Genomic DNA, 21519 nt, shown 5'->3' with positions numbered 1-21519 from the left:
TATGGCTTTCACCCGCAGGGAACTGATTTCCCGCATTGCCGCCGTTGGTGGCTATTCCGCTGCTGTCAGCGCCCTCGGTGCGCTGGGGCTGACGCCTCAGGCCGTGGCATCGACTTTCAATCCGCTGCAACTGGGCAGCAGTGGCAAAGGCAAGCATGTGGTGGTGGTCGGTGCCGGCATTTCCGGCCTGGTCAGTGCCTATGAACTGCGCAAGGCTGGTTTTACCGTCACCATACTTGAAGCCCGCGAACGGGTGGGCGGGCGCAACTGGACCTTGCGTCGCGGTACCAAAGTCGATTTCGACGATGGCATCAGCCAGACAGTCGACTTCGATGACGGGCAGTTCTTCAACGCAGGCCCTGCGCGCATCCCCAGCCATCACCAGACCATCCTCGGCTACTGCCGTGAGTTGGGCGTAGAGCTGCAAGTGCTGGTCAACAGCAGCCGCAACGCACTGGCCTTGCCGGACCCGAAACAACCGGCATTCCAGTTGCGCCAGGCGGTCAACGACACGCGTGGGCAACTGTCCGAGTTGCTGGCGCGAACCGTCAGCCGCAAGGCTCTGGACCAGGACTTGAGCGCCGACGACCGCAAGGCGCTGCTGAGTTTCCTCAAGGTCTATGGCGACCTGAATGCCGACCTTCAATACAAAGGTTCGGTGCGCTCGGGGTACACACGGGTGCCCGGTGCGGGTGATCAAACCGGTATCACCCGCGCACCACTGGAACTGCAAACCCTGCTCAATCCCAAGCTCTGGGGCGCGTTGGTATTCGATGAGATACCGGAGTTTTCCTCGACCATGTTCCAGCCGGTCGGTGGCATGGACCGCATTCCCTATGCGTTCTACGAAAAACTCAAGGATGCGGTGCGCTTCAATGCCGAAGTCAGTGACATCCAGACTTCCGAGCAAGGCAGCCGCATCGCCTACCGCGACCGCAAGACCGGTACCACCCAGACCCTGACCGCTGATTACGCCATCGTCACCGTGCCGCTGCCGCTACTGGCGAAGTTGCCGAGCAACTTCAGCCAACCGTTCAAGCAAGCAATTGAGACCGCACAAAGCGATCAGGCGAACAAGGTCGCCTGGCAGTCGCCGCGGTTCTGGGAAACTGACTTCAACATCTACGGTGGCCTTTCCTACCTGGACCATGAAGTCAAAGGCTTGTGGTACCCCAGCGATCGCCTCAATAGCGCACAAGGAATTCTGGTCGCCGCCTACAACACCAGCGAATCGGCCCAGGCCTTTAGCAAGAAATCCCTCGCCGAACAATTCGCCTCCTCCCGGCAAGCCGTGGAACTACTGCACCCCGGACACAGCACCAAGCTGCAAAAACCGGTGGCCATCAACTGGGCCAAGGTGCCGTTCAGCAAAGGCCCGTGGATCGTCAACGACGAGGTCGGTGAAAGCGCCTACCAGATTCTTAATGAACCTCAGGGCCGCACCTATCTGGCCAGCGATGCCCTGGCCCATGGCGGCGTCGGCATCTGGCAGAACAGCGCCGCCGACTCGGCGCGGCGCATCGTTTCGCTGATCGGCCGACATGCCGAACGCAATCAACCGGGCGTTGCCGCCTGACTCACTCAATAAAAGGATTGAACGATGAAAGCCATCACTTTGCTGACAGGACTGCTCATGACCGCGACCACCCTTGGCAGCCACGCCGACGAGATCAAACGTATCGCCCTGCCCAACTCGAACTTTCCGATTTCGCTGGCGGTGTCCGTGCCGGCACAAACCGACCTGCTGTTCGTCAGTGGCCTGCTGGCCGACCTGCACGACCCGAAAGCGCCCAAGGATTCCTTTTCCGCCTATGGCGACACCGCGACCCAGACCACTTCGATTCTCAACAAACTCAAGGGCGTATTGGAAGCCCAGGGGCTTGGGCTCGGCGATGTGGTGCAACTGCGGGTGTTCCTGGTGGGGGACCCGGCCAAGGGCGGCAAGCTGGATTTTGCCGGACTGCAAGAAGGCTATACGCCGTTCTTCGGCAGCACCGCGCAACCGAACAAACCAGCACGTACCGCCATTCAAGTGGTGGCCCTGCCGCTGCCCGGCGGCCTGGTCGAAATCGAAGCCGTCGCCGCTCGCAAGAAGTGACACGGAATTCACCCGCCATTCAGGAGTTTCACCTTCATGCTCAACTGCCCGGTGCGTCGAACGGCGCCTTCCTTTCGTCCCTTGTTAGTCCCGCTGTCGTTTGCCTGCGGCCTCGCCTCGTTCAGCATCGAGGCCGCCGAAACCAGCTCGCCGACCCTCAACACCGTGGTTGTCACGGGCAACCGCGGCACCGAGCAACGCACCGTCACCACCAGCCCGACACCGATCGACGTGGTGACCGGCGATCAACTGCGCTCGGTCGGCAAACCGAGCCTGCTGGAGGCGCTGAGTAAATTCATTCCGTCGTTCAACCTGCCCGACCGGGCGGGTTGGGATGCCAGCGGCGTGGTGCGCTCGGCCACCCTGCGCGGCCTGACCGCGTCCCACGTGCTGGTACTGGTCAACGGCAAGCGCCGGCATACCAGTGCGACGCTGAACATCAATGGCATCAACAGCGGTGCGGCACCCAGCGATCTCGATCTGATTCCGGTGGCCGCCATCGATCATATCGAGGTGCTGCGTGATGGCGCGGCCGCCCAATACGGTTCCGATGCCATCTCCGGGGTGATCAACATCATCCTCAAGCAGACCACCGGCGGCAGCTCGGACACGATCCTGGGCCAGAACTACGACGGCAAACGCGGTACCGGGCAAGAAGCGCTCAACTATGGCTTCGAAGTCGGGGACGCCGGCGTACTCAATGTCTCGCTCGATACCCGCTACCAGGAGCGTGACAACAAGGCCGGCAGCAACGGTTACAGCTCACATTACTATCCATTGGCGGACGGTTCGCCCGACCCCCGCGAGGCCACGGCCAGCCATCACACTTACAAAGGCTACGGCTTGCCGCGCAGCCAGTTGGCGGATGCTGCCTACAACCTCGACCTGCCCCTGAACGATGCCGTCACGCTGTACTCGTTCTCGACACTGGCTACGCGGGAAAACAACGACGGCCAGAATTTCCGTCTGCCCAGCGGCCGCAACACCATCACCACCGGTCCCAACGGCTTCCCCGACGGCTACAGCCCTTACTGGTTGATCAACGAGACCGACTTCCAGTCAGCCTTCGGCGCCAGGGGTGACGATATCGGCGGTTGGGCCTGGGACCTGAGCAGCACTTACGGACGCAACTACGCCAAGCAGCGCACCTATGACAACCAGAACCCGTCACTGGGGGAAAACACCCCGAACAAATTCACCTCCGGCATCTTCATCGCCGATCAGTGGACCAGTAACCTGGACCTGAAAAACAGCTACGACATCGGCCTGGTCAAGCCACTGGATGTCGCCTTCGGGTTCGAGCATCGACGCGATGGCTACGAGACCCGGGCGGGCTCCGAAGCCTCTTACATTGACGGCGGCTACGTGTTCCCGGCCGGCCATCCGCGCGCCGGCCAACGTCCCGATCCCGGCGCGCAGGTCACCAACGGCATCACCCCGGACGATGAGCAAAAGGTCAGTCGCAACAACGTCGCCAGCTACATCGACCTGGGCTTCTACCCTGTCGAGCAGTGGTACCTGGGCGTCGCGGCGCGCTATGAGCATTACAACGAAGGCGTGGGCAGTACGCGCAGCGGCAAGCTCAGTACCCGCTACGAGTTCAACCCGGTGTTTTCGGTGCGCGGCACCATCAGCAATGGCTTTCGCGCGCCGTCGCTGGCCAACGAGGTCTTCACCGCCCGCTCGACCGGGTTCGACACCATCAATGGCGTCTACCAGTCCTACAACTACGTGATTCTGCCGGTGGACTCGGCGGGTGCCCAGGCGCTGGGCGCAGAACCATTGAAACCCGAGCGCTCCACCAACTTCAGCCTCGGCTTCGCCCTGACCCCGAGCGAAAACCTGAGCCTGACGGTGGACGGCTACGTGATCAACCTGCGCGATCGCCTGGTACTCAGTGAACGCTTCCAGGGCCCTGGCGTCGCCGCCCTGCTCGACAGCATCGGCGTGCCGGCCACCGCCGGGGCGCAATTCTTCACCAACGGCGCCAGCACTCGCACGTCAGGGGTCGATGTGGTGGGTAATTACCGGCAGAACCTGAACAGCTTCGGCTCGGTGAGATGGACCGCGGCGCTGAACTACAACCACACGCAAATCCTCAGCGTCAACGATACCCCGTCGCAACTCACGGCCCTGAACAGCAGCTATCAACTGCTCGGTCGCCAGGCCCGTGCGCTGATTACCAAGACCTCCCCCAGCAGCAAGGCGATTTTCTCCGCCGACTGGGCGATCCACGACTTCGACGTCAACCTGCGCCTGACCCGTTTCGGCACCTACACCGAGGTCAACAGCTCCGCCGATCCGAGCCTGGACCGCGAATACTCCGCCAAGTGGATCACCGACCTCGATGTCGCGTACGCACTGACCAAACAGCTGACCGTCGCCCTCGGCGCGCAGAACCTGTTCGACACATACCCCGATCATATCGGTGTACCCAACTCTTCGTTCGGCGACAACTGGGGCAGCTTTTCACCGTTCGGCTTCACGGGTGGGTACTACTACACCCGCTTGCAGTACGCGTTCTGACGGAAAAAAACCCCACTAAGCTAATTCTTAAAAAGTATTTATAAAGTATTTTTTATAACCATATTATTCAGGTCAGTCGAACCTTTCTTTTCCTGATATCGAGCGTGCCATGTCGAAATCCACCCCATACACTGAAGCAAAATTCCGTCGTCCCGTGCTGGCCGGTCTGGTCGTTGCGCTGGCCTTGACGTTCTCCCTGCCGTCCCAGGCGCGGGAAACGCTGCGGATCGGCTACCAGAAGTCATCGACCCTCATCACCCTGTTGAAGACTCAAGGCACCCTGGATAAAACCCTCGCGCAACAGAACATCGACGTGAGCTGGCATGAGTTTCCAAGCGGCCTGCCTCTGCTGGAGGCGCTGAATGTCGGCAATGTCGACATCAGCGCCGACGTGGCGGACACCGTGCCGATCTTCGCCCAGGCCGCGCAGGCCAGACTGACCTACTTTGCCCAGGAAGCGCCCTCGCCTTCGGCCCAGGCAATCGTCGTGCACAAGGACTCGTCCCTGCATCAATTGGCGGATTTGAAAGGCAAGAAAGTGGCCGTCACCAAAGCCGCCGGCAGCCATTATTTGTTGATCGCCGCCCTGACAAAAGCCGGCCTGAAATTCTCGGACATTCAACCGGCCTATCTGTCGCCCGCTGATGGCCGCGCCGCCTTCGAGAACAACAAGGTCGACGCCTGGGTCACCTGGGAACCCTTCCTCACCAGCGCCCAACGCCAACTGCCAACCCGCACGTTGGCTGACGGCGCAGGCCTGGCCAGCTACAAGCGCTATTACCTGACCAGCACCCGCTACGCCGAGGAGCACCCACAAGTGCTCAAGGTGGTTTACGACCAACTGGAGAAAACCGGTAGCTGGGTAAAAACCAATCCCCGTGAGGCGGCTCAGGTGTTGAGTCCGTTGTGGGGCAACCTTGGCCTGGATACGGTCGAGACCGCCAATAGCCATCGCAGCTATCAGGTGCAGCCGGTCAAAAGCGACGAGTTGGGTGAGCAACAGAAAATCGCCGATGCATTTTTTGCCGCCGGCCTGTTGCCCAAGGCGGTGGATGCGCAGGATGTCGGGATCTGGCAGCCGTGAGGCGTGGATGATTCGGAAGCCTTCTGAAGCAAATCCACCAATCCCTGGTGCCCGCGGTGCGTGCCGGCCAGCGGCCAGTCCTCGCCCGGAATGATCCACTCGATATCTTCGGCAGACAACGCCAGCAGACCTGGCTTATCGCCGCGGCCCATGGCTGCAAAAAAATTCTTCACAGTCTGGACATTCTCTTGTGTGCTCATCGAAATCTCTCCATTTCCTTTACCCAGGATCGTGTCCGATCTAATCGGACACGTTGTGGGCCTGCTGGTGAGGACGTGGTGTCGGTGATTCAGCCGATATCGACATTCATGGCGATGTCCCAGGTGCCGGCGCCGTTTTTAGCCAGGCCGATCATCATCAGACCGAGCCACTCGAGCGTCTGGGCCATCTGCAGGCCGCCGACATCCAACGGACGCAGCCCGAGACTCTCGAGGAAGGTCGAGACGCGCGCCTTGGCGTCCGCATCGTCCGCCGCGATGAACGCGTCGAGGCGTTCATCCTTGGCAAGTACTTGGCCGAAGAGGGTATTGAACGCCTTGACGACATGCGCGCTGGCCGGGGCGCCCTTGGCGATCTCCTGCGCGCCGGAACTGCCGTGGGGGGTAACGAGGCCCGAGAGGTCGGGAGCGACCGGGTTGGTGATATCGATGATCACCTTACCGTCGAGCGCTTTCCCAAAGTCGGCCAGTACCGCCACCGCACTGGTGTACGGCACGGCGAGAATGACGATGTCGCCCGCCGGAGTGACGCCGTAAGTCCCTGTGATCGCTCCGGATGCGAGCTTGTCGGCAAGCGCCTGCGCCTTGGCGGGATCGCGGCTGACCACCTCGACGGTGTGTCCGGCCTTGGCGATACGGCCGGCGATCGCCGTGGCCATGCCTCCCGAACCGATGATGCTGATAGTGCTCATGTGCAGTCTCCGTTCTGAAATCAGGTATTTTCCATCTTTTCTGGACGGGTTACGCCGTCGCGGCTTGGCCACCCGCCGGGCGCAGTGCGACCCGGCGGTGTGCCGTCATCTCATCAGTCGGCCGGGAAGTAATGACCGCTATCAAGATCGGCGAAGAGTCCGGGCTGGGTCGGTTCCCAGCCAAGAACCCGGCGCGTGATGGCGTTCGATGTCGGGGTGTCCAGCGTGACCAGATTCGCAAGGAACCCGAAGTAGCCAGGCAGCATCAGCACGTCCGCGGGAATAGACACGGCCGGCAGATTCAACCGGCTGGCAATGGCTTCGGCGATCTGGCGGTACGGGACAGCCACGTCGGCGATTGCATGCCAGCTTCTGCCCGCGGCGCCTTTCTCCAGCGCCAGGCGAAACACGGTGGCGAGGTCACGGGCATGCACGGCCCCCCAGCGGTTGGCACCGTCTCCGGGGTAGCCGACGACACCCTTTTCCTTGGCCAGCCCGATCAATAGCGGAAGGAAGCCGGCGTTATCGGTGGAGCTGTGCATGATCTCAGGGATCCGCACGATCGAAGACCGTATGCCCTTTTCGGCGAGACCGATCACCGTGGTTTCCACGATGTTCCGAACCCGCAGGGTATTCTTGTACGGATCGCCGCCGGGAAGGGGCGGATCCTCCTCGGTGGCCGGCCGGCCCAAGCCCTCCCACCCGGGCGAGCCGACGCTTCCAGATGCGACCAACGGCTTTGCGCTTCCGGCCAGTGCTTCGCCATAGGCGAGCATGATCTCAAGTTCCGCGGCCGCAACGGCGTTGATCCCGCCGGTTGGAATCAGGTCCTGCCGATGCGCGAGGTGAATGACGCCGTCCGCGGCTGCGGCCGCCTCCTTGAGCCCGTCGAGATCCTCGAGATTGCCGCGACGTACCTTGGCGCCGAGCGCAGCAGCCTGCGCCGCGGCCGTGTCGGACCGAGCCAGGGCAGTGACCTTATGGCCGGCGGCGATAAGATCGGAGATGATGTACGGACCGGAATGGCCGGTGCCGCCAGTAACAAAAACGTGCATATGCGTGCTCCTCGTGGGTGATAGGGTGCGGGAAAAGGTGCTAAGGGGACTGTGCCGGACGCATTTGCGATCCAGCGCCCCGTCGTCAGCTCAAGTCAGTCGGCGCAAAGTAATGGCCGTTGTCCAGGTCCTCGATCAGACCGGGCTGAACGGGATCCCAGCCAAGCGCCTGGCGGGTGATGGCGTTCGACGCGGGGAGGTCTAGCGTGGCCACTGCCGCCAGGAACCCAAAGTAGCCCGGCAGCATCAGTTCGTCCGCGGGGATGCTCACGGCGGGTATTCCCAGGCGAGCGGCTATAGCCTCGGCGATCTCGCGGAACGGGATTCCCTCGTCGCCGATCGCGTGCCAGGTTTTGCCTGCGGCCCCCTTCTCGAGCGCCAGGCGGAACAGAGAGGCAAGATCGCGGACGTGCACGGCGGGCCACCGGTTCTTGCCGTCTCCCGGATAGCCGGCGAAACCCTTTGTTTTCGCGAGCATGATCAGCTGCAGGCGACCGCTCGCACTGTGTAAGAGTGTGGGAATCCGCACGACCGACGATCTAACACCTCGCTCGGCGAGACCCACGACGGCGGTTTCCACGATATTGCGTGCCAACAGAGTGCCTGAATCGATCGGGCCGCCAGGTAGAGCGGGATCATCCTCGGTCGCCGGTCGGCCCAGACTGACCGGTGCGCCGATAGGCGCCGCTCTGCCCACGTTCATGGGCGTGCCGATACTGCCTGCAACGACCAGTGGCTTATCCGTGCCCGCCAGCGCCTCGCCGAACGCGAGGACGGTCGCGAGTTCCGATTCGACTAAGGCGGCGATCCCGCCGGACGGAAGCAGTTCGGCCCTGTATCCGAGGTGGATGACGCCGTCGGACTCGACCGCCGCCGCCTTGAGCCCTTCGAGGTCGGCAAGATCTCCACGACGCACCTTGGCGCCGAGCGCGGACGCCGCTGACGCGGACGCGTCTGACCTTGCCAGAGCGACGACCTCGTGGCCGGCTGCGATGAGGTCGGGGATGACGTACGAACCGACGTGGCCGGTGCCGCCAGTGACGAAAACGAGCATGTTATTGGCCCTTCTGAGCAGTGTGATACGAGACGTGCGCGTGCGCTCAGCCAGGAAGGCTGACGCCGATCGCGAAATGGGTGTTTTTGACCGAGTGGGTCATGAGGCCCAGCGACAGCAGGCAGACGTGCTCCAGCGTTCGAGCCATAAGCAGCGGCCCAGTGTCCATCGGGCGCAGTCCGAGGCTTTTGATGAACGCCGAGACGCGTACCTTCGCCTGCGCGCCGTCCCCGGCGATGAACACGTCCAGCGGGTGCCCCTCGACAGGACCGGCGGCCAGAACGTGGGAGAAGTGGGTGTTGAACGCCTTGACGACTTCGGCGTCGGTAGGGGCGGCGTTGGCGATCTCCTGTGCACCGAAACTGTCCTGAGGGGTCACAAAGCTTGTGAAGTCGGGGGCGACGGGGTTGGTGATGTCGACAAGAAGCTTGCCGGCCAGTGCTTCCCCGTATTGCTTCACCACGTCGAGAACGGCGACGTAGGGAACCGCCAGGATGACAATATCCCCAGCCGGCGCGGCGCCGAACGTTCCTGTCGTGGCGCCGGCTCCGATCTGCTCGGCCAGCGCCCGCGCCTTGGCGGCGTCACGACTCATCAACTCGACGGTGTATCCGGCCTTGGCGGCAAGGCCGCCGATCGCTGCGGCCATGTCACCTGAGCCGATAATGCTGATAGTGCTCATGCGCGGTTTCCTTGCAGGTATGGGGTAGATCATTCCAAGGCTGCTGGTGCGATCCGGCGAACTCATTCAACGTGCGATCCATGCTGGGCGCTTCACTTGCAAAAAGCAAGCGATCTACTGAGTTTTACTTGCGACATGCAAGCGATGCTAAGATCCAGCCATGAAGACAACTCTTAAAGAAGACTTTCGGTCCCATTGCGCGGTGAACTACGGCGTGGAGATTTTCGGCGACCGCTGGTCGCTCTTGATCATTCGCGACATCGTTTTTGTGGGAAAGAAGACGTATGGCGATTTCCTGAAATCGGAAGAGGGAATCGCGACCAATGTGCTTGCTTCGCGACTTGCCTTTCTTGAGAAGCAAGGCGTTCTCTCGAAGGCGCCAAGCCCCGACGACAGGCGCAAGGACTTTTACACGTTGACCGAGAAGGGTCTGGACCTCATTCCCATTGTGATCAACATTGTGCTCTGGAGCGCGAAGCATGATTCGAAGTCGTACGTGCGGCGCCGTGAGGAGTTTGTGGCTCGATTAAGTCAAAACCCGATGCAGGTGAGCGATGAAGTGAAGGCGCTGGTCCGCAATGGCGGGTGCATCTTTCCTGAGAGCGGGGGATGAACAAGGCGGCAAACGCGCGCTGTCACGGCGTACACGGCGTCGCCCTCACTTCAATCAGACTGTGGCTGCCCTTTTCCACGAGGGAGATCGCATCAAAATTGACGATCACGATCTATCAGTCAAACTTGACCAAGTCCTTAAAGATCAGCTGGCCCCAGCTATTTCCACGCGCCTGCACAAGCAGTCCACCTTCCGAAAGCCCGCCAAGTTTGATCGGCGAGAAACCGAGATTTTCCGCAAGCGTACCCACCTCCGCTGCGGCGCCATCATCGTCGCTCGCCAGGAACACGACTCTCCTGCCACCCTGTACAGCCGGATCCTGGTCAAGGACGGCAGCGACCAAATGGTTGAAGCCCTTGACCAGTCTTGCACCCGTGAAAGCCTGCGCGACGACCTTGGAGGAAGGCTGTCCTCCCAGTTCCTCAGGGGGCACGCCGTAGGCATTGGTCACATCGATGAGGGTCTTGCCCTTCCAGGTTGGCAGCGCCTTCGCGACTTCCCGGTGCGACTCAAAACGGACAGCCAAAAAGATGATGTCCGCCGTGAGCGCTTCCACCAGTTTTTTGGGGATGATCGAGGGTCCGATCGCGGCCGCATCGGCGGCAAAACTTTCCGGGTCGCGCGTGGTTGCAACGGATACTTCGATGCCTTTGCGGGCAAACGCCTTGGCAAGCGCCTGGCCGAGTTTGCCGAAGCCGATAATTGCGTAGCTCATAAAAATCTCCTTTGGTTTGCCACGCCCTGCGGGCTCCAAATATGAAATGGAGTGACCGCTCGGGCGTAGCGAATCAGATTTGCGCCAGACCGCCGTCGACGGCGACCTCACTGGCGGTCATGAAGCTGCTGTCCTGCGATGCGAGAAACGCGGCCGCCGCTCCGATCTCCGCTGGATCGGCCATGCGCTGGAGCGGATTCATCGAGGCGAAGACCTTCATGCCTTCCTCGCCTAGCGCTGCCTTCGCGAGTTCGGTCGCCGTCGGTCCGGGTGACAGCACGTTGACCCGGATGCCGGTGCCCTTCAGGTCCTCCGCCCAGGTCCGCGCGAGGTTGCGCACTGCCGCCTTGCTTGCGCTGTAGACGCTGAATGCCGGGGCGCCCGTGGTGCCGGCGCTCGATCCGGTCAGGATGATCGAACCGCCCTGCCCCATCAGCGGCAGCGCCTTCTGGACTGTGAAGATCGTCCCCTTCACGTTGGTGTCGAAGGTTTCGTCAATGTGCTCTGCGGTGATCTTGCCGAGCGCAAGCGGGCTTCCCGCCCCGGCATTGGCGAAGACGATGTCGAGGGTTCCGCGCTCGACCTTCACCGCCGCGTAGAGTCGGTCGAGGTCGGCCTGATCGGAGACCGAGCCCTTCACCGCACGCGCATTGGGCCCGAGCTCGGCCACGGCGGCGTCGAGCGCTTCCTGGCGGCGGCCGAAGATGAAGACGAAGGCGCCTTCCTCGATGAAGCGCTTCGCTGCGGCGAGGCCGATACCGGTAGCGCCGCCGGTGATCACGGCGGTCTTTCCATTCAGTCTGGTCATGACGTGCATCCTTCGTTGGAGTTGTACCCAAGCAGGAAATTGCTTGCTTGAGACGAGGATGCAGCGCTGATAACCTAAGGACAAGTATGCACCTTTTGGTAAGTATCAAAAAATGACGACGACATCTGAAATCTGCGACACCGGTTGCGGGCTCAACGCCACGCTACGCATCATCTCGGGCAAGTGGAAACCGCTGGTCCTGTTTTTCCTGCGCGGCGGCCCGAAACGCTATGGCGAGCTCAAGCGTTTGATCCCTGGAGTCAGCGACAAGGTGCTGATCCAGCAGTTGAAGGATCTGGAAGCCGATCAGGTGCTTGCACGGACCGACTACAAGGAAGTGCCCCCGCGCGTGGACTACACGCTGACCCCGCTCGGCCGTAGTCTGGCTGATGCGATCATCCCGCTGTGCACCTGGGGAACCGAGAACGCGGCGCAAATGGCAAGCATCTTCGCCAAGCGCGACGCTTTGGCCTAGCGGGATGCAGACGAACCGCTGAGTGGGACGATTTTGCGCAGGCGCGCGCCGTCTTTTCGCAGAGCGAACACCTGAGCCGCCACGCCAACAACGAGCGCAAGGGCTATAAAACCGAGCGCACCTTTGAGCAATGGCGAATTCGGGTCAGTGACGATGGGGTGGCCATCGGGGACTCGACGCAACGTCTCCGAGACGGTCGGGACCATCAGCAAGAACGCCGTCAAGCTCAGAAAGATGGTTTCAAGGTACACCCTTGCCCGACCCAGCCAGACAACAAAGCCGACTCCGTAACCGGCGAGCAACAGCACGATCGTGACCGCCCCGATCACAGGGCTGATCGGTTGATGGGCCACCAGAAACACAGTAAAGCCGCCGATCAACATCGAGACGAAATAGCCAAGGCCGGCCCGCGACCGTGGCACGATGCGCCCGTGCCTGATGAACATGTAGGCAGCCAAGGGAATGGCTGGCAAGCTTGCGAGGGTGTGTACCCAGCCAAGGGCAGAGATCCCGAACATTCGACTATTCCTTTTTTGATTGGATGATGTACATAACGCAGCGAACGCTGTTGCGTTGCCGATCAACCGCGTGAAAGCGCTATGATTCTGGGGTTCAGACTATTGAAGGCATGGCCGGACTGATATGACGGATCTACTCGAAGAGTTGACCATTCGTCCAGAGATGCAGTTAGAGGGGCTGGCCACATTGGTGAGCTTTGCACCTTGCACTTCAATGTGCTCCACCGAGCGAAACGACAGCCGAAATGCCCGCTGTGCGATAACTTGATGAAGATAAGTTGTTGGCGCCGGATTTGTGCCGATTTACATGTGGATCAGTCTTGCGCCGACAAATGGGTTAATTCGTCATCGGTTAACTCTTCCAAGATTTAGCGCTGCGGAGCGGGTGAGAAAAAATACATCGTTATCCATCTTGAGCTGGCGGTTTTCCTGCTCCAGCTGCCGGATACGCTGCTGTTCGGCGGTTAGCGGTTTTCCAATCCCGGGCTGCCCCAATTGCTCAGCCTCGTACTGCTGCACCCAGCGCCGGACGGCTGTCTCACCAATATTCAGATCGCGGCAGACCTGCGGAACAGTCAGCCCCTGGTCCTTGATCATCTTCACGACTTGCAGCTTGAAGCTGTCGTCGAATGTCCTGCGTTTGTCGGTCATGAAAAACTCCTCGATAGATGCATTTTCCACTTATCGAGGTGTCCGGGGAAATTAGACCACTACACTGGGAAACTCGCATGCACGGTTCTTAGGGGGTTGGACGCGGGTGACCGCGTCTGACTACCCGACAACCAGATTCGGCCGTGGGCACTCGGACGCAAAAACTGGCTCTTTGCAGGTTCCCTGCGCAGCGGAAAACGGGCGGCGGCGATCATGAGTTTGATCCAGTCGGCGCGGCTCAACGGGCATGATCCGTACGCCTATTTGAAGGACGTGCTCACGCGCCTACCGACGCAACGGGCAAGTGATATTGCGCAGCTGCTGCCGCATAGGTGGCAACCGGTTTAGTGACGCAAGACGGGAGGCCCGGACGCATACCCTAGTTTGACGAATTGCATCGAGTGCCTCCTTGGGCTCTGTACGAAATATTATCGGACGAAGAGCGGTTACTGGATTCTTGGGCCAAATCCACCATAAGGTTTCAACGGTACAACAGAAGTAACTTCCAGCATCCCGGAATTTACCAGTGGCAGCGTTGCCAGCTTTTCCCGAACGGCAGCCTCGTTTTCGGCTTCAACCAGTAGGCAGGCGCCACCCATGTCACCCCGGTGCCAGATGTTGCGGATAAATCCCTCCAGATAGAGAGCCCTGGCACGCTGTGCTTCGGCTTCGAGATGAGGCGCAAAATCCGCGTCAGAAAAACGCTCCGAGACTCGACGCGAAAGCGTGATGAACTGCATATGTATATCCCCTTCAAGGCGTTCGTCGTTTAAACAGTTCACGGATAATTGCAAAAAATACTATTCTGGTCCAAGACGCGTTCTGCATGACTTGAGACCCGATTCACATGACCTTAGATCTTCGATTGCTTGTTGCGTTTATCGCTGTCGCTGAAACTGAAAATGTCGGTCAAGCCGCCAGCCGTCTACATATCTCGCAGTCGCCTTTGAGTCGGCAAATCATTCAGCTTGAAGCGCAGCTTGGTCTGAGGTTGTTCGAACGCGCACGTCAGCGCATGCGCCTGACTGACGAAGGACGTCTTTTCCATCAGGAGGCGCGCAGCCTGGTCGCCCATGCATCTGAAGTCGAAGCAGTGGCGCGTAGTATCGCTCTTGGTGAGACAGGCCATATTGCCGTGGGTTATGTCGAAGCGGCCATGCACTCCAATGTATTACCGCGTGCCCTTGCGGGTCTGCAATCAGGCCATCAGGCTGCTACCTTCGAACTCCGCCCCATGGGCTCCTCAGAACAATCCGAGGCCCTGCTCGGTAGAGCGCTCGATTTCGGGCTGGTTTATTCAGTTCCTGAGAGCGCAGACATAGAGTCCATGGAGGTTTCAAGCGAAGCGCTACTGCTTGTTCTGGGAAAAAGACATGCTATGGCCACGCAAGCGAGCATTGCTCCTCAAGACTTGAACGGGGAGCGTTGGGTTGCCTTGGCCCGGTCAAAAAATCCTGCGGCCCGCCAGCGTTTTCTTGAGAACTGTTCCGCTTGCGGTTTCTTGCCTGACATCAAGGTAGAGGCGGATGACCTGCTGGCAGCCTTGCGGCTGGTGGCCTCAGGTTTGGGCATTACCTTTGTCCAGGCGAGTCTTCGGGATTTTCTTGCAGATAGCGTCATATTTCGCGAGCTGTCCTGGTTTCCTTCACGGGTCAGGGTCTATGCCATCTGGCGCAAGGACGACCCCAAGCCGCTTGTCGCGACGCTCCGGCAAGCGCTCTTGGCGGCTGCATAAATGGGCGACCGTTTAACTAGGCAAGGTGTGTTCCGCGGACGCTTACGGTGCTGATGACGCCGGAATGAGCTCATCCTGAAAGACAGCTTTGGGCCTGGTATAACCAGATTCAAGAAAGGCCAAGCGTGCAGGAATGGCGAGCGATGGTAGAGCATGGTGCGCCACGCAGTTGACTTCATACATTTGCCCTAGAGTAGCTAGCTCGTCTTACAATACTTTCACATCCGTTGGCGTACGGTAGATCTAGCTCCTTTTGTGATTCTCAGCCCGCCCTCCCCATCGCGGGCTTTTTTTCGGCCCGCGAGGGCCCTAGTTTGTACTCAATCCAAAATCACTTGGTCAGCCAGGACTCAACAGTCGCGGAGCCGTGTTCTGCTTTCCACTCTTTCAGCGTTTTGTGATTGCCGCCTTTGGTTTCTACCACTTCGCCGGTGTTAGGTTTTTATAGACCCTCACTTGCAGCAGATTACGAGTGCCGACGCTATAGGGTTAGGGCCGAGTGAAACGCTCCATGCACCCCAGTGAATGCTGAGCATTCAAGGTAGCTGATAAAGCCGAGTGCGCACCGTGACTCTATCTCCCACCCTCAGTTAGCCCTCCTGCTACGCTGACTTCTTTCACGGAGGAATCACGATGTCGAACGCAGACCTACTCCCTTCCCTACTCTTCAAGATCAATCAAAAACAGTTGGCTCTCGAAGCCGCCATCATGGAGCTGACGATGTGGGTCGAGCAGCGCGGCTCGGGTGAGATTGGAGGCAATGTGCGCGGCGCGCTGGCAACGATCAGCAAGAACGAGGAATTCATCAACATGACGTTAGCAGTGCTGATGACGCCGGAATGACTTCTTCCTTATAGACACAAATCGGGTAAACGTTCATTTCCCTGGAAATACGTTCTCGGCAGAAGGCCCACGGTGTCTGTGGCGGCTTCTAATCTCAACAGTTGCTGCTGCCATGACTCGCCATCTATACGACCGTCAGAGATAGGCCAATCTCGGTCATCTCTGACGTGCAGACGAGGCATCAATACCTTGGCGCCGATTGTTCCAGTCAGACAGACCACTCACTGATAGCGCGCCCAACGATAGGTCGATCAATACTTGCTTGATGCCAACAGAATCGCGAGCACAAGGATCAGGTGACGCCCACTGCTTACATCCGATGATGTTCCAGCAAGAAGTCCACAAACAACCGCACCCGCGCCGGCATTGCCGAGCCACCTACGAACACCGCATGAATCGGTTCCTGGTCGCCGGGATTCCAGGCTTCGAGCAGCGGTATCAGTTGGCCGCGCTGCAGATCCTCGCTCACGCTGAATTCGCCAATGCGCGCAATGCCGGCACCTACTCTCGCGAGTTGTGCCAGTGCTTCACCACTGCTGCATTCGATGTTGCCGTTGACCTTCAGGGAGAACTCTCTTCCGTCGCGGATGAACGGCCAGTTCGGTTCGGCACGCCGGAAGTTGAAGCGTAGGCAGTTGTGCCTTAGCAAGTCTTCCGGTTCCTGGGGAGTGCCGTGCCGCTGCAGATACTCGGGAGATGCCACCACTACCTGGCCGGTGTCGCCGATCCTGCGCGCGGTCAGCGGGCTGTCTGGCAGATGACCAAAGCGCACCGCCACGTCCGCCTGGCCACCGAGAATGTCGACCACTTCGTCGCCGAGCGTGAGGTCGACGACGATGTTCGGGTAACGAGCGCTGAATGCTGCCACCAAAGGAACGATGGCCAGCCGTCCATGGCCAAGGGCGGCGCTAACCCGCAATCGGCCCTTCGGTACGCCCTGATCGGCAATGGCTTCTTCAACCTCGTCCATGTCGGCCAAGATACGCCGGGCACCCCGCAGGAAAGCTTCGCCCTCGGCGGTGAAGGTGATCGCTCGTGTGGTGCGCAACAGCAGGCGGGTGCCAAGACGTTGTTCGGCCCGTGCGATGATGCGACTGACCGCCGAGGGTGTCAGCCCCAATGCACGCGCGGCGGCCGACAGGCTGCCTTCCTGCGCCACGGTGGCGAACACGCTCATTTCACCTGACCTGCCATTGAAGTCCACTTGTGCCCCTTACGCAAAGGTGATTGCCGAAAATGCTATCTACCGCCTCAAAAGGTTGGATCGTAGCATTGGCGGCATAGATAAGGAGCCTTCCATGCGTATCAATCCACCACTTGTCGCACTCGCCATCGGTGCCTTTGGCATCGGCGTTACTGAGTTTTCCCCCATGGGCATGTTGCCGGGAATCGCTGCGGATCTGGGCGTTTCCATTCCCGCCGCAGGTCTGTTGGTCAGTGCTTACGCCTTGGGCGTACTGCTCGGCGCGCCGCTGATGACCCTGACCACCGGCAAGATTCCCCGGCGATATCTGTTGATCGGACTCATGGCGATTTTCACCCTGGGTAACCTGATGTCAGCCCTGGCTACCGATTACTACAGCCTCATGTTCGCCAGGGTGGTGACCTCGCTCAACCACGGTGCGTTCTTTGGCGTCGGCTCCATCGTCGCCGCTAGCGTGGTCGCGCCGGAGAAACGTGCCGGGGCGGTTGCGGCAATGTTCATGGGCCTGACCCTGGCGACCATCGGCGGTGTGCCGTTGGCCGCCTGGTTTGGCGAACTGTTCGGCTGGCGTACCGCATTCGGGGGTATTACCGGTCTTGGCGTAGTAGCTATGGCCGCGTTGTGGTTCGCCCTGCCCAATCTGCCGGCGCCGCAGGGCGTGGGTGTACTTGCCGAGATACGGGTACTGGGCCGAGGCCCGGTGCTGGGAGCATTGGCCCTGACCGTAGTCGGCTCGGGTGCAATGTTTACCGTCTTCACCTACATCGCGCCGATCCTCAGCAGCGAAACCCACGCTTCCACTGCCTACATCACCGCCATGCTGGTGCTGTTCGGTGTAGGGTTGACGCTGGGCAACATGTGGGGCGGCAAGGCCGCCGACCGATCGATCGATCGCACCCTGGTCGTTTCGTTAAGCGTGCTGATTCTCGTCTTGCTGGCGTTCACCGTACTGATGCGTTGGCCGCTACCGGCCGCCGTCGCCATCCTGATATGGGGTATCGCCAGCTTCGCCCTGGTGCCGCCGCTACAGATGCGCGTGATGGAAGCTGCCAAGGACGCGCCCAATCTGGCCTCGGCGGTGAACATCGGTGCCTTCAATTTTGGTAACGCGATTGGTGCGGCGCTGGGCGGAGCGGTGATCAATACTGGGTTGGGTTATCCCGCGATCTCCTTGGCCGGAGCGGCGATGGCGGGTCTGGGGCTGCTGATGGTGTTGGCTTTTGCCCGGCGCTCCAGAACGAGTGCGGCTGCGGTGGCGTGAGATGAGGAGGGGGCTGTTAGTCACCACCGATGAGTGACGGCTAGTGGTCGAAAGCTTTAGCCACAAAAGGCAGCAAACGGCCTGTGGATTCAACCGGTCGATGCAACACAACTAAATTCTGTGTAAGCAGAAGGAGTGTTGCAGATGAACCAGTCGGCACGGCTTAACATCCATGAACCGTATGCGTATTTAAAGGGCGTGTTCACGCGCCTGCCGACGCAGCGGGCGAGTGAAGTCGATCAGTTGTTGCCGCATAAGTGGCAACCGGTTTCATCACGCAAGGCGTGGTGTCGGACGCATAAACCTAGCCGATAGCTGTGACAAAGGCGGTGTTTTTCACTTAAAAGTACGTGGACACCTTCGCCATTATCGCCAGGATTTCCATGCGTCAGAGAACTTCTTGCCCCAAACCTTTTAAAGCCCAAGTCGTCCAAGAATACGTACAGCCGGACGTCTCAATGAAAAGCGTAGCTTTGCGCCGCAGAATAAGCGCCAACCTGATTTGAAAATGGATACCTGCCTATCGTGACCGCCTGACGCCGACGTTGCCCGCTTGGTGCTACGGTGATGGCTTTTTAGCAACCAATTCGAGATATCCATATGAAACCCAATCCGACAATCGATAACGTATTACGCGTCGCGTTGGTTACAGGATCCACTTCCGGTATCGGCGCAGCCATTGCACGTGTACTAAGCCGTGCAGGCTATGCGGTGGTGCTCCATTCGCGAAATTCTGCGGATGCGGGACGCGCTATGGTTGCCGAAATGAAGCAGGCTATTTACGTGCAAGCTGATCTTGCTTTCGAAGCTGACAGGGTCAGGCTTATTAACGAGGCGATCGCCGCGTGGGGGCAGCTCGACGTATTGGTCAATAACGCCGGTATTAGCAGAGTCATTCCGCACTGCGACCTTGCCTCGGCCAACTCGACGGTGTGGCACGAACTTAACGAGGTTAATGTCGTGGCGCCGTTCCACCTAGTCGCATTGGCCGAGTCGGCATTACGCGATGCCGCCCGTGACCGTCGAGCAGGTTGCGTCGTAAACATCAGTTCGCATGCCGGTATCCGTCCTAAGGGTGCATCGATTCCCTATGCGGTAAGCAAAGCTGCGCTTAATCACATGACCCGCTTGCTCGCGGTATCGCTGGGGCCAGAAATTCGCGTAAACGCTGTGGCGCCTGGCTTGGTCGACACGCCTCTGACCGCAGAGTGGACAGGTGCTCAAGAGTTGTGGCGAACTCGTGCACCTATGCGCAGGGCCGCTAGCCCAGACGACATCGCAAAAGCTGTTGTAATGCTGGTCGAGTCGGACTACTTAACCGGCGAAATACTCCTCTCAGACGGCGGGTTGAATCTGACCTAGGTTTAGCGTGCTCCGGTGTAGCAGGTGAGAAGACGAGTCACTCTGTTTCGCCGACTCGCCCAAAGGACGGATACCATAGCTTTTCAGGGCGGGCTAGAGGACACCGCCGGACGGATACAGATTACCGAGTTGCTGCCGCATAGATGGGCGCCCGTTTAACCACGCAAGGTCTGTTGGGCGGACGTTTGCTGTCCAGGGCCTGGCCAGAAGGCTTTAGAAAATGCATAAGGGGGCTTGAAACTTGAAGCAGGCTGCAGCTTCCGCTCTCTAGATGCTGACCGTTCAGTTGGAAGAGTTGTTCAACTGCTGAAGCTCAAGTTGTTTGGCAGCACTGGCTTCGAGGTTTGCACGCTCTTCATCCAGATACCGATAAATACTTTGGAGGTTGGCGATTTTCTGTTTGACTTCTGCCATCTTCTTTTCAATTAGCTTGGCGCCGTCAGCACAATCGATCAGCTTGTTCCGCTGCGCATCCAGAATCTCGCCTATTTCCCCCAGGGAAAACCCCATGCTTTGCGCGCGCTGGATAAAGTCCAGATCCTGCAGAGTTTGCGCTGTGTAATCGCGATAGTTGTTAGTTCGCCGCTGCGGTGAGATCAGGCCGATTTGCTCGTAGTAACGTAGCGTATGGCGGCTGGCACCGCTGCGGGCCTCGAGTTCGCCGATTTTCATGAAAACACCGCTTGACCATAGAGTTGGGTTGATAGTTTACGCTTGGTTCCTCACCTTAAACAAGGAACAGGGAAATGAGCGTGGAGTGCTTTGTCACGGGGGGTACCGGTTTCATCGGTCAACATTTGGTGGCGTACCTGAGTGCAAAAGGTCACACCATTCGGGTGTTGATGCGTCGCCCGGAGCGACTAGCTGAACTGCGGGAGCAAATCGACAATTTGGGCGGGTGCGCAACCCGGGTATTTGCCGTAGCTGGCGATCTGGAACGGGACAACCTGGGGCTGAGTCTTGCTGATCGAGAAGTGCTAAGGCACGCCAGCGTCGTATTCCACCTGGGCGCCCACTTCGCCTGGGGACTTTCAGTGGAGCAATCTCGTGCGGTGAACGTAGAAGGGGCAAAGCGCGTGGCGCTGTTGGCGGCTGAGCAAAAAAGCCGGTTAGTGATGATCGGCGGCTACATGCTGAAAAATCATGAACATCTGCAACGCATCGGGATTGATCCTCGTAATCCGGAGCTGACGAATTGGCCTGCCGTCTACCGGCATGTCGGTGGTTACGAGGCGAGCAAGCTGGAGGCGCATTTTGCGACCCTGGAGGTCATGTCCGCCAAGGGTGGGGAGATTACCGTTGTCCACCCCGCGACGGTCTGTGGCCACAGCCGCACGGGGCATATCGTTGACGGTCAGCCGCTAGTGGAGCTGATACGCAACCTTGTGCAGGGAAAGCTGACTGCAGTGCCTGGTACCGCCAAGCACTGGCTGCCACTGGTCACCGTGGATTACCTGGTTGAACTGGTGGCGGTTTGTGCTTTTGATCCTGCCATGGTGGGTCAGGAACTGCTGGCGCTTGATGACCAAACTCCCAATTTGCGAGAACTCTTGGTACAGGTGGCACAACCTTTGGGCTTAAAGTCTCCCAAGCATTACATTTCACTCCGATTGCTGAAGTTGCTACTGAGTATTCCTCCCGTCGCGCGGATTTTGAATACAAAACCCGAAGCCTTGGACTTTATCCAGACCACTCGTTTTGATACAGCGGCGGTCGAGCAATTTGCCAACAGGTATGGAATAGCCAAACCGGATATACGTCAGTCTTTGCAGCACACTGCAACGTTCGTCAACTCATATTGCATAACCAAGGGCTAAGCCCTCTGACTTCTCCCTTGGGGGCGACAAAGTCGTTAGCCCCGATTAAATGGACTTTCCTAAGGTAAGTAATGCGGACTCATCAACTTAGAAGTGCAACCATCGTGC

The 21519-nt window shown here is 59.3% G+C and carries 21 protein-coding genes and 5 pseudogenes; 13 read left to right on the top strand and 13 right to left on the bottom strand.

Going from position 1 to position 21519, the window contains the following annotated elements:
• The first annotated feature begins 1 nt into the window (after position 1).
• From AC1DWG_RS05720 to AC1DWG_RS05705, 4 genes are all read left to right on the top strand, one after another.
• The gene (locus AC1DWG_RS05720; RefSeq protein WP_477764371.1) at positions 2–1576 is read left to right on the top strand and encodes a flavin monoamine oxidase family protein; all 1575 of its coding nucleotides are present in this window, start codon (positions 2–4) and stop codon (positions 1574–1576) included.
• 24 nt (positions 1577–1600) lie between these two features.
• On the top strand, positions 1601–2098 hold the full coding sequence (locus AC1DWG_RS05715; RefSeq protein WP_477787464.1) for a RidA family protein: 498 nt from the start codon (positions 1601–1603) through the stop codon (positions 2096–2098).
• Positions 2099–2134: 36 nt separating this feature from the next.
• The gene (locus AC1DWG_RS05710; RefSeq protein WP_477787463.1) at positions 2135–4624 is read left to right on the top strand and encodes a TonB-dependent receptor plug domain-containing protein; all 2490 of its coding nucleotides are present in this window, start codon (positions 2135–2137) and stop codon (positions 4622–4624) included.
• 109 nt (positions 4625–4733) lie between these two features.
• The gene (locus AC1DWG_RS05705; RefSeq protein ID WP_477754380.1) at positions 4734–5708 is read left to right on the top strand and encodes an aliphatic sulfonate ABC transporter substrate-binding protein; all 975 of its coding nucleotides are present in this window, start codon (positions 4734–4736) and stop codon (positions 5706–5708) included.
• A 289-nt stretch (positions 5709–5997) separates the two neighbouring features.
• Here AC1DWG_RS05705 and AC1DWG_RS05700 read toward each other — a convergent pair whose 3' ends face one another.
• The 4 genes from AC1DWG_RS05700 to AC1DWG_RS05685 form a co-directional block, all read right to left on the bottom strand.
• Positions 5998–6618, bottom strand: coding sequence for an NADPH-dependent F420 reductase (locus AC1DWG_RS05700; RefSeq protein ID WP_477764374.1), 621 nt, complete (start codon positions 6616–6618; stop codon positions 5998–6000).
• 113 nt (positions 6619–6731) lie between these two features.
• Positions 6732–7673, bottom strand: coding sequence for an SDR family oxidoreductase (locus AC1DWG_RS05695; protein WP_477764375.1), 942 nt, complete (start codon positions 7671–7673; stop codon positions 6732–6734).
• Between the two features lie 85 nt (positions 7674–7758).
• On the bottom strand, positions 7759–8727 hold the full coding sequence (locus tag AC1DWG_RS05690) for an SDR family oxidoreductase (protein ID WP_477764376.1): 969 nt from the start codon (positions 8725–8727) through the stop codon (positions 7759–7761).
• Positions 8728–8773: 46 nt separating this feature from the next.
• Positions 8774–9409: an NADPH-dependent F420 reductase gene (locus tag AC1DWG_RS05685; RefSeq protein ID WP_477787462.1), complete on the bottom strand. Its 636-nt coding sequence runs from the start codon at positions 9407–9409 to the stop codon at positions 8774–8776.
• Positions 9410–9569: 160 nt separating this feature from the next.
• Between AC1DWG_RS05685 and AC1DWG_RS05680 the strand changes: the two genes are divergently transcribed.
• Positions 9570–10022: a winged helix-turn-helix transcriptional regulator gene (locus AC1DWG_RS05680; RefSeq protein WP_477754385.1), complete on the top strand. Its 453-nt coding sequence runs from the start codon at positions 9570–9572 to the stop codon at positions 10020–10022.
• 115 nt (positions 10023–10137) lie between these two features.
• Here the strand turns inward: AC1DWG_RS05680 and AC1DWG_RS05675 are convergent, their stop codons facing one another.
• Together AC1DWG_RS05675 and AC1DWG_RS05670 are read right to left on the bottom strand one after the other, a co-directional pair.
• Complete coding sequence (locus AC1DWG_RS05675) at positions 10138–10737, bottom strand: NADPH-dependent F420 reductase (RefSeq protein ID WP_477787461.1); 600 nt, start codon at positions 10735–10737, stop codon at positions 10138–10140.
• Positions 10738–10810: 73 nt separating this feature from the next.
• The gene (locus tag AC1DWG_RS05670) at positions 10811–11545 is read right to left on the bottom strand and encodes an SDR family NAD(P)-dependent oxidoreductase (protein WP_477787460.1); all 735 of its coding nucleotides are present in this window, start codon (positions 11543–11545) and stop codon (positions 10811–10813) included.
• Between the two features lie 112 nt (positions 11546–11657).
• On the opposite strand from AC1DWG_RS05670, the gene AC1DWG_RS05665 reads away from it, so the two are divergent.
• Entirely contained in the window at positions 11658–12020 is a 363-nt protein-coding gene (locus AC1DWG_RS05665; protein ID WP_210639524.1) for a winged helix-turn-helix transcriptional regulator, read from the top strand.
• On the opposite strand, the gene AC1DWG_RS05660 is transcribed toward AC1DWG_RS05665, so the two are convergent.
• The 3 genes and pseudogenes from AC1DWG_RS05660 to AC1DWG_RS05650 all read right to left on the bottom strand — a co-directional run.
• Entirely contained in the window at positions 12017–12538 is a 522-nt protein-coding gene (locus tag AC1DWG_RS05660) for a hypothetical protein (RefSeq protein WP_477764380.1), read from the bottom strand. The two genes, AC1DWG_RS05665 and AC1DWG_RS05660, sit on opposite strands and share 4 nt — an antisense overlap.
• Before the next feature lie 186 nt (positions 12539–12724).
• Positions 12725–12817, bottom strand: a pseudogene (locus AC1DWG_RS05655) (heat-shock protein); the annotation flags it as partial.
• A gap of 117 nt (positions 12818–12934) precedes the next feature.
• Positions 12935–13189, bottom strand: a pseudogene (locus tag AC1DWG_RS05650) (transposase); the annotation flags it as partial.
• Positions 13190–13315: 126 nt separating this feature from the next.
• Here AC1DWG_RS05650 and AC1DWG_RS05645 point away from each other — a divergent pair.
• Positions 13316–13537 (top strand): annotated as a pseudogene (locus AC1DWG_RS05645) (transposase domain-containing protein); the annotation flags it as partial.
• Positions 13538–13635: 98 nt separating this feature from the next.
• On the opposite strand, the gene AC1DWG_RS05640 reads toward AC1DWG_RS05645, so the two are convergent.
• Complete coding sequence (locus AC1DWG_RS05640; protein ID WP_477754389.1) at positions 13636–13929, bottom strand: muconolactone Delta-isomerase family protein; 294 nt, start codon at positions 13927–13929, stop codon at positions 13636–13638.
• Between the two features lie 107 nt (positions 13930–14036).
• On the opposite strand from AC1DWG_RS05640, the gene AC1DWG_RS05635 reads away from it, so the two are divergent.
• Complete coding sequence (locus tag AC1DWG_RS05635) at positions 14037–14924, top strand: LysR family transcriptional regulator (protein ID WP_477787459.1); 888 nt, start codon at positions 14037–14039, stop codon at positions 14922–14924.
• Between the two features lie 331 nt (positions 14925–15255).
• On the opposite strand, the pseudogene AC1DWG_RS05630 reads toward AC1DWG_RS05635, so the two are convergent.
• A pseudogene (locus tag AC1DWG_RS05630) lies at positions 15256–15363 on the bottom strand (transcriptional regulator); the annotation flags it as partial.
• 194 nt (positions 15364–15557) lie between these two features.
• Here AC1DWG_RS05630 and AC1DWG_RS05625 point away from each other — a divergent pair.
• Positions 15558–15767 (top strand): hypothetical protein, encoded by a 210-nt coding sequence (locus AC1DWG_RS05625; RefSeq protein WP_477760226.1) that lies wholly within the window; start codon positions 15558–15560, stop codon positions 15765–15767.
• Positions 15768–16077: 310 nt separating this feature from the next.
• Here the strand turns inward: AC1DWG_RS05625 and AC1DWG_RS05620 are convergent, their stop codons facing one another.
• On the bottom strand, positions 16078–16971 hold the full coding sequence (locus AC1DWG_RS05620) for a LysR family transcriptional regulator (protein ID WP_477764382.1): 894 nt from the start codon (positions 16969–16971) through the stop codon (positions 16078–16080).
• A gap of 94 nt (positions 16972–17065) precedes the next feature.
• Between AC1DWG_RS05620 and AC1DWG_RS05615 the strand changes: the two genes are divergently transcribed.
• The 3 genes and pseudogenes from AC1DWG_RS05615 (at position 17066) to AC1DWG_RS05605 (ending at position 19594) form a co-directional block, all read left to right on the top strand.
• Entirely contained in the window at positions 17066–18232 is a 1167-nt protein-coding gene (locus AC1DWG_RS05615) for an MFS transporter (RefSeq protein WP_477787458.1), read from the top strand.
• Positions 18233–18379: 147 nt separating this feature from the next.
• Positions 18380–18547 (top strand): annotated as a pseudogene (locus AC1DWG_RS05610) (transposase domain-containing protein); the annotation flags it as partial.
• A gap of 285 nt (positions 18548–18832) precedes the next feature.
• Positions 18833–19594, top strand: a complete 762-nt coding sequence (locus tag AC1DWG_RS05605; RefSeq protein ID WP_110625626.1) for an SDR family NAD(P)-dependent oxidoreductase — start codon at positions 18833–18835, stop codon at positions 19592–19594.
• Between the two features lie 282 nt (positions 19595–19876).
• Here the strand turns inward: AC1DWG_RS05605 and AC1DWG_RS05600 are convergent, their stop codons facing one another.
• On the bottom strand, positions 19877–20266 hold the full coding sequence (locus AC1DWG_RS05600; protein WP_110625627.1) for a MerR family transcriptional regulator: 390 nt from the start codon (positions 20264–20266) through the stop codon (positions 19877–19879).
• Positions 20267–20340: 74 nt separating this feature from the next.
• On the opposite strand from AC1DWG_RS05600, the gene AC1DWG_RS05595 reads away from it, so the two are divergent.
• Positions 20341–21411: an SDR family oxidoreductase gene (locus AC1DWG_RS05595; RefSeq protein WP_477764384.1), complete on the top strand. Its 1071-nt coding sequence runs from the start codon at positions 20341–20343 to the stop codon at positions 21409–21411.
• The last annotated feature ends 108 nt before the right edge of the window (positions 21412–21519 follow it).

The organism is Pseudomonas sp. P4_B3, from assembly GCF_056402295.1.
This window is presented reverse-complemented; position numbering and strand designations above follow the sequence as displayed.